A 12035-nucleotide genomic window follows, 5' to 3' on the forward strand; every position below is an offset into this window, starting at 1 on the left:
GAAACATGACAACGACAACAAAAACGACAACAACAGAAAAAGCGATTATTGCGGTTCCAATGGGTGATCCGGCAGGTATAGGACCAGAAATAACAATGAAGTCTCTTGCAAAAAAAGAGATCTATGATGTTTGTAAACCGCTCGTGATCGGAGATGCTGCAGTACTTGAAAAAGCGATTGAGATCGTAGGTGCAGACCTTACGATTAATGAAGTAACATCACCAGCAGAAGGAAAGTACGAACTAGGAACAGTTGATGTAATCAACTTAAACAATATTGATATGAATAAGCTCCAGTATGGCGAAGTTTCTGCTCAAGGCGGACATGGAGCGTTTGAATACATCAAAAAAGCAGTAGAGCTTGCTACAGCAGGTGAGGTTAAAGCGCTGGCAACAACGCCAATCAACAAAGAATCGTTAAAAGCCGCAAATGTTCCATATATCGGACATACCGAGATGCTTGAAGCACTCGCAGGTTCAGATGATCCTCTAACGATGTTTGAAGTAAAAGGGATGAGAATTTTCTTCTTAACACGCCATCTTTCATTAAAAGATGCAATTGCAGCTATGACGAAAGAACGTGTGCATGATTATTTAGGACGATGTGATCGAGCGCTCGCTCGTCTAGGTGTTGAAAACAGACGGTGGGCTGTTGCTGGACTGAACCCGCATAGCGGCGAAGGCGGATTGTTTGGCTGGGAAGAAGTCGAGCAGATCAAACCGGGTATTGAGCTAGCTGTCGCAGATGGAATTAACGCAGTAGGTCCGGTTCCAGCAGACTCTGTATTCTTCCAAGCACTTAACGGAAAATATGATGCAGTGTTGTCCCTATATCATGATCAAGGACATATCGCAGCAAAAATGACGGATTTTCATAGAACCATTTCTATCACGAACGGACTTCCGTTCTTAAGAACTTCGGTAGACCACGGAACAGCGTTTGATATTGCAGGTAAGAACATTGCAGAGAGCACGAGTATGGAAGAGTGTATCAAACTTGCTGCTCAATATGCGCCGAAGTTTACTGCGAACAGTCTTTAAGATAGTTACATGAAAGTGAAGGGTACTATTGCCCTTCACTATTCTTTCAATAAAATAAAAGCGCTTACATAAAAGGGGTTAATGAAATGGAAGTATCAGGAGCACAAATGGTAGCTGGTTTAGTTCTTGGGGTTATTGCATTAATTTTTCTCGTTTTAAAAACAAAGATTCACGCTTTTCTAGCTCTGATCATCGCGGCATCAATTGCCGGTCTTGTCGGAGGTATGGAACCTGGTAAAGTCGCTGATACCATCTCGGCTGGGTTCGGTAGTACGCTTGCCTCTATCGGGATCGTTATCGGACTCGGTGTGATGATCGGACGGATTCTCGAAGTGTCCGGAGCGGCTGAAACACTGGCATATTCACTGATAAAAGCAGTCGGCAGGAAAAAAGAAGAATGGGCGATGGCGATTGCGGGTTATGTGGTTTCCATTCCGATTTTTGTTGACTCAGCGTTTGTTATTTTAAATCCACTCGTAAAAGCTCTATCTAAGAAAACGGGGAAGTCGGTCGTGTCATTAGGTGTTGCTTTAGCAGTGGGTCTTGTGATCACCCACTCTTTAGTACCGCCAACGCCTGGTCCTTTAGGTGTAGCTGGAATCTTTGGAGTAGATATCGGACTTATGATTGGGCTTGGCCTTCTTTTTGCCATTCCGACTATGGTCGCGGGTGTTCTTTACGCCAAATGGATAGGTAAACGAATCTATCAAGTGCCAGATGATTCCGAGCTTGGTTTCACACGACCTACTAAACAAGCAGCTTATCAAGAGTTTATCGAGCTAGCTAGTGCGCGAGAGGATGCTCTACCCTCTTTAGGACGCTCACTTTTACCGATCGTTCTGCCGATTCTACTAATCTTTTTAAACACGACATTAACTGCACTTGAACTTACATCTGGTTTTTACGGAATCCTGATTTTCTTAGGAAAGCCAATTATTGCCGTAAGTATCGGACTCATTGTAGCGATCTACGCTTTAGCCGGTAACTTAAGTCGCTCTGAATCACTTGACCGCATGGAAGAGGGAATACAGACAGCCGGTATCATCTTGTTAGTAACAGGTGCAGGTGGAGCGCTTGGTAATGTCCTTCGTGAGAGTGGAGCGGGGAACTTTATTGCTGAAAAAATTGCAGACCTTCCACTTCCTGCAATCTTGATTCCGTTCTTCGTCGCAACGATTGTTCGCCTTGTTCAAGGAAGTGGAACAGTAGCGATGATAACTGCAGCATCTATTTCAGCACCGATCCTTTCTCAGCTAGATGTGAACATGGCACTCGCGGCTCAAGCTGCAGCGATGGGTTCGATGATCTTCTCGTACTTTAACGACAGCTTGTTCTGGGTAGTTAACCGGATGTTAGGCATTAAAGAGGTAAAAGAACAGATTATGGTCTGGTCTGTACCGACGACGATCTGTTGGTTCGTAGGATTAGTGTCACTGTTAGTCGCGAATCTGGTTTTTTAAACAGATGTTTAAAAAGAGTCTCATCATGTTGAAATCGTGGTGAGGCTCTTTTGTATGTGAAGGGGGTCTTTTACAGCTTGTAATCAAGCTGTGACGACCGCTAAGCAGCTCATGACCACAGCTAACTCCTCCCATGCCATCTTAATCCAACCAAAAAAGAACCTACATCAAGTAGATTCTTCTCTATCGAGCATTATTTATGAACAGGATCAACGGCTGATGTCGCATGAACTGGCAATGTGATCCGAAATGAGGTGCCTTCGTTCCGTTTGCTGTCTACCAGAATCGTTCCTCCATGGTTGTGAATGATTTTAAAACAGACCATCAGCCCGAGGCCCGTTCCGTTGCATTTTGTCGTGTAGAACGGCTCGCCGATTCTTTTTTGTTGCTCATCTATCATGCCGACTCCGTTATCTTTGACCGTAAGAACGACGTGGCCTTCAACAGGAGCAGCAGAGAGTGAGATCTTACCACCGTCAGGCAGGGCTTCCATCGCGTTTTTTATCATGTTGATGATCACTTGTGTCAGCTGGTTCTTTTCACCGTAGACGAGAGGCATGTCTTTTTCTTTTTCAAATGAAATAATGACGTTGCGTAAATTCGCTTCAGGCTGCATGAGATCGATGACGTTCTGGATGCTTTCAACGATATTGAACCAGCTGAAATAGACAGCATGGGGTTTTGCTAGGACCATTAGTTCACTCACGATAAAATTGATGCGATTGATCTCCGTCAGAATAATGTCTTTAAAGAAGGTATTCTTCTCCTGATCGGATTCGTTAATGAGCTGAACGAGCCCTGCGATCGATGTAAGTGGATTGCGGATCTCATGTGCAATTCCTGCGGCTAAATCGCCGATTAACGAAACCTTTTCAGACTTCAATAGAATCTCCTCTGTTTTCTTTTTCTCTGTCACATCGTATTGGATTGAGATGTGCTGATAAGCCACACCTTCTGGATCTAGAAATGGAACGATCGTCGTATCCACCCAATAGAGCGAGCCGTCTTTCGCTTTGTTGCAGATCTCACCGTTCCATACGCGTCCTGCTTTGATCTCTTGTTTAATATGATGAATGAAGCTATCTGAATGAACGCCTGAATAGAAAATCTTGCCGTGATCCTGTCCGATCAATTCTTCGCGGGTATATTGCGTTAACTCACAAAAGTGATCGTTCACTTGAATGATGCGATCGTCTTTGTCTGTAACGGAGAAGATCGTTCCTTCAAAGAGAGCCGTTCGAATGTTGTTTAACTCTAGGATGGAGATATCTAAATCTCGATTTGTATGTTGAAGAGCTTTTTTCGTGTTATGCATGAATTTTGTATAGTGTGTAACGATTGAACGAGCAGCAGTATCGATCAAAAGGTTCAGGCGATTGGATGCAGTAATAGCACCATTAACGTTAGTGCTTCGTGTTCCAAATTCTTCCTTTAACAACTGTGAGATGATAACACGGGACTCGAAGATAAAATGAAGGGCGTGATCGAGCGGAATTTCCAACTCGGATGAGCGTTGGCCGAATGAGTCAGCCCATTTTTTGATCTTTTCTTCAGCGGTTTGAACATTTTCCGATAAGCCTTCACCTAAGTATTGAAAAAGAATTTCCATCCAGTGAGATACTTTGGTTTTGTAGATCGAAAAATCAGTTCCTAAGTTCTCGATCGGCGTTAGTGTGTCTACAAGTTGTTTGCTGTTTTCTTTTATTTTCGTTCCTAGCTTCCTACAACCTTCCATGGGGTTTGCCTCCTCGAACAGTTTCCGAATGTATCTGTTGAAACCTTCGACATTTCGACAAACATCCCTTCTATTGGAAGAAAAGGAATGATAAAACTTTTCTTAGTAATGCTTTGGTTGTCCTTGTGGGGAGTTGATTTCTGTTTCAGGTGCTCACTTTCCGGGGGGAGTGCGGTGAGCCAACACGGCGCTCTGTGCCCTTAGGTGTCTCACCTGATTGGTTTAAGAAAGTTCCTTGCTCCTGCGTCTACAAGTAAATGCTACTGGGGTGCTTTTCCTCGTCGCATGCCTTACTTAGAAGGTTCTCAAGTGGTAGGCACGCACCTTACACTGCAATCAACTTTTCAAATGGTGTCAAAAAGCAACAATCTTTCATATAAGAAACTAAGAATTTATGATAAATAATGAGGGTAAACAAAAAAAGACACTAGATCTACTGTGATCAAGTGTCGCTCATTACATCGCTTCTAAGATACTCTCCATGTAGGTTTCGGTAAACACTTGAAAGCATAGATCGAGCATCTGATTTATCTCTTGAATGATAAATATCACTTCTTTTACGCTTGTTTCTTCTTGTTCTGCTAGGCGTTCAATCACATGAAGAATCTCACTGCGAATAAAGATGGTGGATTGCATGGCAACATCTAACGATTGTCCGTATTCAAGGGCATAGCGAGCAGTTTGAATCGCCCAAACTTTTAAACCATCCTCTCTTGCAGACGGCGACAGCACGAGCGAGCTGCCGATGAGCTGGACTAATTTCATAATGTAATCGGTTGATGATTGACGATCAAAGAGCTGTTTATCTTTTATCGGATATTTCTTAAACCGTAGTGTGAGTATTTGCTCAGCCAGTGTCGGTGAATCATCGATGAGTGTTTTGGCTAACGTATGTTGGAGCTGATTCAAGATGGTAACCCCCTAATTTAAAAGATATATGTATTGAAATGTTAAGAAAATAAAGCTTTACCTTTAGTATTACGTAATCAGATAGGCTTGTCACGAACAATCGAGCTATTATAGACCAAATTTACAAAGAGGGCAGCTGAATAATCAGCTACCCTCAGTTTCTGGTTGTTTTTCTTTTATAAAGAAGGAGATCACTAAACCGATCAAAGATAATACAGATACGACGATAAAGGCCATGTTCGCGCCATACATATCGGGATGTGTAATGTCAGGGCGCTCTGCCGCGGTTTCGGCAGTTGTGGTCATGACTGTCACTAAAATCGCAGTACCGACTGATGCAGCGATCATCTTCATCGTGTTATCCATTGCAGCTCCGTGCGGGATCAATCGCTTCGGAAGCCGGTTGAGTCCAGCAGTTGCAACAGGCATCATAACCATCGCAAGGCCAAACATCCGTATGCCGTACATCACGGTTAAGAATGTAAAAGATGTAGCGGGACTTAAAGTGGCGAACGCGAATGATGATCCTGTTATGATCGTTAATCCGATGATCGCCAGCCACCGCGCACCAAACTTATCGAACAGCCTTCCTGTGATCGGTGACAAAAGCCCCGTGATGAGTGCACCTGGTAAGAGTGCAAGACCTGCTTCAAACGCTGTAAAGTCTCTCATGTTCTGCATGAATAGCGGTATGATCGTCTCCGCTCCAATCAGCCCTAAGAATGTGATCATTCCGATGATGATCGTAAGCGGGAAGATGGAGTTTGCGAACACTCTGAACTCGAGCATCGGGTGTGCTAAACGCAGTTGTCTTGTGATGAATAAAACAAGAGCCACGACACCGATCGCGAGCCAAAGCAGGGTGCTTGGCGCGGTCCATCCTAAATTACCTGCGCACGTAAATCCGTACAGCAACCCTCCAAAACCGAACGATGACAGAATGATCGATGTTACATCTACCTTTGTTTTTGAAGTTTCCGTAACATTTTTTAAAGCAAAAAAGGCTACGATAATATCAATGATGGCGATCGGTAAGATGATGAAAAAGAGTACCCGCCAAGAGTAATGTGATGTTACCCAGCCTGAAAGAGCAGGACCGATAGCAGGTGCGAATGAAATCACGAGCCCGACCAATCCCATCGCTGATCCGCGCTTATTCACAGGGAAAATCATAAGAAACACCGTCTGCATAAGAGGCAGCATCACCCCAGCACCACTCGATTGGATGACCCTTCCGAGTAAGAGTGTCTCAAAATTTGGCGCCAGTCCTGCAACGAGTGTTCCAACAGCGAAGACACTCATCGCTGAAATGAAAAGCTGCCGCGTTGTGAACCGTTCGAGCAGAAACGCACTAACGGGAATCATGATCCCGTTGACGAGCATGAATACGGTTGTCAGCCATTGAGCGCTGTTCGCCGTAATGTTCATTTCTTTCATGATCGGCGGAATCGCAGTGATCATGAGTGTTTGGTTTAATATCGCAATAAACGTACCAGCCAGCAGCAAGGCAACGATCGTCGATTGTTTATAATTTTGTGAGGTTTCCATAATCGTTCATTCCCATCTAACATGTCATGATGTGTACAGCTTACAGGATTTTAAACGGAATTGATATAAAGTTGCTTTCATGAAAAGCATCTTCTTCCTCATGACATACACTAATCAAAAAGCGGGTGAGTGATATGGAAGAAGAGCAGTTAGCCGCGCTGGATGAAGTCCTGTTGATCGTCGATATGATTACCATTCTATTATTAGAAGATCGACCTCTTTTAGGTATCGTTTCTGTGGGTCTGCTTAAAATAGTAGCGAAAGATCGTTTGATCAGAATCGCTTTTATTTTGCTGATCATCGTGATAAATGTAAGCCGGAGATAAAAAACACTCATTTATTCCTGGGTAGTAGGATGGCTGTTTTCGACGAAATGATACAGGATTAAACAATTCATACTATTCAAATGATTTTGTCGTTATTCTACAATAAGGAACAAAAGGAGGGTTTTTGTGAAGATATCATTTGGAAGAAGTATAGGAATGACATGCGCTTTGTTGCTCGGAGTCGTTATTTTTGAAAATGGTGAAACAGCAGAAGCCAAGAATCAGACAAGCTGCTTTGATTCAAATGTAGCGTTAACAGCAGAAGAAGAGAGAATTGAGGATGGCCGACCGATTCCGCAACAAATATTAAGAGAAAGTGAATTTACCTCATACGTGGAGCGTTTTAAAAAAGACCTCTGTTCAGCAAGAAGTCCAGAAAAAGCTGAAAAAGTGATACAGAAGCATGGAACGGCATTATGGAAAACAGCCGTTGACCGCGCTCAAGGAAAAAGACCAGATTTAGGCGAGCTCGATTCGTATGATGATCGACCACTATACTGGGCAAGATTACATATGACAAGTGCTCTCAGACAATGGGATCCTGCGTTTAACGTGACGAAAGAACAACGCGATAAGCTGATGAAATCGTTAGAATACACATCAAGAGGCATTACGACGATCGATTATCCGAAAAGCAAAAAAGTGAAGCGGATCCTTGTGAGTGGATTCGATCCGTACCGCCTTGAACAAGAATTTAGACGAACCAACCCTTCAGGTGCAAGCGGTCTGCAGCTCGACGGACGATGGGTGTGGACAGGTGATGGGCTAGCCTTGATACAAGCGGCGAATTTCCCTGTTCGATGGGATGACTTTGAAGATGGAATCGTTGAGAACACGTTCGGTCCATTTTTGAAGCAAGGCTCGAAACAAGTGGACTTAATCATGACCATCAGTCAAGGCGGACCGCGTAAGATGGCGATCGAAGGATATGCCGGACGCTATCATACGGGGGCTGACAACAAGCTCGAAGAACGAGCGGAAGTCACACCACCTGTAGCTCATTGGCCGATGCCAAAGCCGCTTCCAGAGTTTATTGAAACCACCCTTCCATATGAAGAGATGATTGGGGCTGAAACGGGACCGTGGCCGGTTTTCCGAAATGATAAAGTATGTGAATGGCTGCCGCCAAACTTTGAAGACCCAGCAGTTTGTAATGAAGATGGACCAACACCGGGCTCTAAAGCGAAAGAGGGTGGAGGCGGAAGCTATCTGTCTAACGAAAGCATGTACCGCTCGAATCGTGTTCGCTTAGGTCTTGGTGCGACCGATATTCCAGGTGGACATCTGCATATAGCAGCACAAGAATTTTACCCAGAGGACAAATCCGTATATATGACGGAGGAGTTTAAGGAATTCCGCCGCAATACAGTGGATCAAACAGTTGATCTCGTGGAAGCTGCTGCTCGAGCGGTGAAATAGAATAGGTCGAGGAAGAATGTCTCTCATACTGATGAGGGGCATTTTTTTTTGGGTTTGATGGGACTTTGAGGGGCAGGGTTGATGGTAAGAATGATGACTCATAGAAACATGTGGAAGACCCATAGAGTGTGAACGACGACCCATACAATATTGGTTTGACTCATAGAAACCGCTTCAAGACTCATAGGATGTTCATGACGACCCATAGAAAGGCTATGATGACCCATAGAAGTCTCGTGACGACTCATAGATGATTTTTCGGTTCGTTTTAGAAATGTAATGAAACACGCTTAAACAAGCCAACACTCGAAAAATTCAACAATTGAAACTTTTTTTACAAAAAAGTGATCTGATTTGACTACTTTTAGCGTATATATTATATTACTGTACTTATGGACTGGCTTTAACTAAAGAGGTGTTGCAACATGAATATCGTTAAAGTGTTAAATCAACTAGGTGACCGATTTCTCAAATTGAGGGTGTACGATTTATCGGCACAGATGGCCTATTATTTTTTAATGTCGGTCTTTCCATTTTTGCTTGTTATCTATTCATTGCTGACATATTTACCACTGAGAGAAGAAAATATTTTAGAGCTAGTCCAGCCGTATGCGCCAGAGAGCACATACAATTTAATTGATAAGACATTATCCTACACCGTTATGAGACAAGAAGGAAATCTGTTGTCGTTCAGTTTGATCGTCACATTGTGGCTTTCGTCGATGGGTTTTCAAAGTATGAAGCGTATCATGAACGATGCGTACCAAGTGCGAAATAACGAGAACATGCTAAAACAGATCTTAGAAAGTCTGTTGTTAACGGTTGGGTTCATGATCGCTGTTCTGTTCTCTGTATTTGTTCCGTTGTTTGAGAAAATCCTGCGGGTGTATTTGGAAGGCATCTTTTCGAATCTTGCTTTTCAAAAGCTATGGATCATAATCCAGTGGGGAATAGGAACCGTGTTTCTGCTATTGTTTTTCATCATGCTATATTCCTTTGCTCCGAGCATCAAGCTTGGATTTAAAAAAGTACTTCCGGGTGCATTTCTGGCGACGATAGGCTGGCAACTCGTTTCGATGGGCTTCGCTACGTACGTGAGTGGAAGCAACTATTCCGCGCTGTACGGGCAAGTAGCAGGTCTCGTCGTTCTGATGCTGTGGTTCTACCTGTCAGCGATGATCATTATCCTAGGTGGACTGCTGAATACGGTGGTATACCCAGCGGAAAGTGAATAGATGTAAGTAATGAAAGCTGATCCTTGCATGAGGGTCAGTTTTTAAATTGTCTGGGGTCTGACCCCGGGTCAGACCCCAGACAATTTCGACCATCTACGGTACACATTTTAATATTTGTTACACGTTCGCTGCTAATGAGGGTGTTTCCACTGGTAAGCGCAACATATGCACCGGTGACGTTGCTCTGAGCACCAATGATCACTCCTTTTCACCGATAAAAAAGATCGTCACCACCGCTCAGAACAACTTTCGTATCCAAATTGTCATCCTCACACCTAAAAAACCATTCCCAAAAAAGAAAAGAGAATCTACAAAAGTAGATTCTCTCCTCATTTAACGATTTCAACTACAAAACGCCATACTTCTCATCACGAACATCAGTAATGAACATGTGTCCGGGAGCGTGAGTGATCATGATTTCAGGTTTTACATGCATCGCGACGGCTTGAGGCGTTACCCCACATGCCCAAAACACAGGAACTTCACCGTCATGAATCTGAACAGGATCACCGAAGTCTGGCTGATATAGATCAGACACACCGATCGCTTCTGGATTTCCGATATGAACCGGAGCTCCGTGAACAGAAGGGAAGCGGCTTGTTACCTGAACAGCTCGAACGACATCTTTTTCAGGAACCGGACGCATGCTAACGACCATCGGACCTTCGAAACGTCCAGCTTTCACGCATTCTATGTTTGTTTTAAACATCGGAACGTTGCATCCTCGCTCGATATGACGAACAGGAATGCCGTTATTCATCAGCGCATGCTCGAACGTAAAGCTGCAACCGAGCAGAAAGCCGACCATGTCTTCATTCCATAGCGAAGTAATATCGGTACACTCTTCAACAAGTTCGCCATGACGATAGACGTTATACTTCGGTATGTCCACACGTAGATCGGCATCAGGTGCAACAAGTGCAGGAACAGCAGAACCTGGCTCAGTTACATCAAGCACCGGACAAGGCTCTGGATTTCGCTGACAGAAAAGGAGGAACTCAAAAGCTAGATCTTTCGGCAAAACCACAAGATTTCCTTGTGTATAGCCGTTTGCGAGTCCACTTGTTGGCTTTCTCCACTCACCGCGGCGTATCAGTTCACGAGCTTCAACTGGAGTTAAACGGTCTAGTGCGTTCATAACAAGCTCCCCTTTTTATAGTAGTATTTATGCGAAAAGTTTCGGAACTTCTGTGTACATCGTGTAAACACTCATTGCGGCCATCATCAGAACGATCACGACGCCAAAGACTGTCATCCACATCGGATGTTTGTAGTCTCCAACTATTTTAGGTTTGTATGCCGCAATAAGCATCACACCAAGTGAAATTGGTAAAATGAGTCCGTTTAACGCACCAACTAGAATCAAAATCGCAACGGGTTTTCCAACGAGCGCGAAGACAATGGTTGAAACAGCGATAAATCCGATGATGATCCATTTGTGGTATTTTTCAAGTGTTGCATTCAACGTACGGATAAACGAAACGGATGTATATGCTGCACCAACAACAGATGTGATGGCAGCGGCCCACATAACGACACCGAACATTTTGTAACCAATGTTTCCAGCAGCTAACTGGAATACAGAAGCTGGCGGGTTCTTTGGATCAAGCGCGAGTCCTTGAGACACGACTCCAAGTGCCGCTAAGAATAGGAAAATACGCATGATAGACGCGATTCCGATTGCCGAGATCGAACCTTTCGTTACTTCACCTAGGCTTTCTTTCCCTTTAATCCCTGCATCAAGCAATCTGTGTGCTCCGGCAAATGTGATATATCCACCGACTGTTCCACCGACTAGCGTAACGATCGCTAAAATATCAATCGTGTCAGGTGCGAACGTTTTTACAACCGCTTCTCCAACAGGAGGCTGGGCTGTGAACATCACATATACAGTCAATGCGATCATGACGAAACCAGCAACTTGTGTGAAACGGTCCATCGCTTTTCCAGCTTCACGAACAACGAATACTAAGATAGCAACGATACCACTGAGTACAGCTCCCATTGTAGGGGAGACGCCAAACAATACGTTTAAACCAAGACCAGCACCGGCTATATTTCCGATGTTAAATGCAAGTCCTCCAATTACTATCAATACAGCTAGGAATACACCTAAGCCCGGAAGTACAGCGTTCGCGATATCTTGTGCTCTTTTTTCAGATACGGCGATAATCCGCCAAACGTTCATCTGTGCGCCGATATCAATAATGATGGATGTTAAAATAACAAAACCAAAACTCGCTGCGAGTATGGACGTGAAATGTGTGGTCTGTGTTAAAAACCCTGGCCCGATGGCAGATGTCGCCATCAAGAATGCTGCTCCTAGCAGAATACTAGCTTTTGACTCTTTCTTCATAACGTAC

10 protein-coding genes are annotated in these 12035 nt (G+C 44.0%); 5 read left to right on the plus strand and 5 right to left on the minus strand.

The window, feature by feature from the left end:
- Nucleotides 1-5 precede the first annotated feature (5 nt).
- Both pdxA and IHV10_RS10105 read left to right on the plus strand, forming a co-directional pair.
- Nucleotides 6-1040, plus strand: coding sequence for a 4-hydroxythreonine-4-phosphate dehydrogenase PdxA (pdxA, locus tag IHV10_RS10100; RefSeq protein ID WP_197128724.1), 1035 nt, complete (start codon nt 6-8; stop codon nt 1038-1040).
- Between the two features lie 86 nt (nt 1041-1126).
- On the plus strand, nt 1127-2500 hold the full coding sequence (locus IHV10_RS10105) for a GntP family permease (protein WP_197128726.1): 1374 nt from the start codon (nt 1127-1129) through the stop codon (nt 2498-2500).
- A 193-nt stretch (nt 2501-2693) separates the two neighbouring features.
- Here the strand turns inward: IHV10_RS10105 and IHV10_RS10110 are convergent, their stop codons facing one another.
- The 3 genes from IHV10_RS10110 to IHV10_RS10120 form a co-directional block, all read right to left on the minus strand.
- On the minus strand, nt 2694-4235 hold the full coding sequence (locus IHV10_RS10110) for a PAS domain-containing sensor histidine kinase (protein WP_197128728.1): 1542 nt from the start codon (nt 4233-4235) through the stop codon (nt 2694-2696).
- Nucleotides 4236-4691: 456 nt separating this feature from the next.
- Nucleotides 4692-5144 carry a hypothetical protein gene (locus IHV10_RS10115; RefSeq protein WP_197128730.1) on the minus strand — a complete coding sequence of 151 codons (453 nt, stop codon included), beginning with the start codon at nt 5142-5144 and terminating at the stop codon, nt 4692-4694.
- A gap of 144 nt (nt 5145-5288) precedes the next feature.
- Entirely contained in the window at nt 5289-6692 is a 1404-nt protein-coding gene (locus IHV10_RS10120; RefSeq protein WP_197128732.1) for a DHA2 family efflux MFS transporter permease subunit, read from the minus strand.
- Between the two features lie 134 nt (nt 6693-6826).
- Between IHV10_RS10120 and IHV10_RS10125 the strand changes: the two genes are divergently transcribed.
- The 3 genes from IHV10_RS10125 to IHV10_RS10135 all read left to right on the plus strand — a co-directional run bounded on the left by IHV10_RS10125 (nt 6827) and on the right by IHV10_RS10135 (nt 9672).
- The gene (locus tag IHV10_RS10125) at nt 6827-7018 is read left to right on the plus strand and encodes a hypothetical protein (protein WP_197128734.1); all 192 of its coding nucleotides are present in this window, start codon (nt 6827-6829) and stop codon (nt 7016-7018) included.
- A gap of 126 nt (nt 7019-7144) precedes the next feature.
- On the plus strand, nt 7145-8437 hold the full coding sequence (locus tag IHV10_RS10130) for a hypothetical protein (RefSeq protein WP_197128736.1): 1293 nt from the start codon (nt 7145-7147) through the stop codon (nt 8435-8437).
- A 425-nt stretch (nt 8438-8862) separates the two neighbouring features.
- Nucleotides 8863-9672: a YihY/virulence factor BrkB family protein gene (locus tag IHV10_RS10135; protein WP_197128737.1), complete on the plus strand. Its 810-nt coding sequence runs from the start codon at nt 8863-8865 to the stop codon at nt 9670-9672.
- Between the two features lie 346 nt (nt 9673-10018).
- Here IHV10_RS10135 and IHV10_RS10140 read toward each other — a convergent pair whose 3' ends face one another.
- Both IHV10_RS10140 and IHV10_RS10145 read right to left on the minus strand, forming a co-directional pair.
- Entirely contained in the window at nt 10019-10810 is a 792-nt protein-coding gene (locus IHV10_RS10140; protein WP_197128739.1) for a putative hydro-lyase, read from the minus strand.
- 27 nt (nt 10811-10837) lie between these two features.
- Nucleotides 10838-12028 carry an NRAMP family divalent metal transporter gene (locus IHV10_RS10145; protein WP_197128741.1) on the minus strand — a complete coding sequence of 397 codons (1191 nt, stop codon included), beginning with the start codon at nt 12026-12028 and terminating at the stop codon, nt 10838-10840.
- Nucleotides 12029-12035: the final 7 nt, after the last annotated feature.

Source organism: Fictibacillus sp. 5RED26, from assembly GCF_015903895.1.
Lineage (GTDB): Bacteria > Bacillota > Bacilli > Bacillales > Fictibacillaceae > Fictibacillus > Fictibacillus phosphorivorans.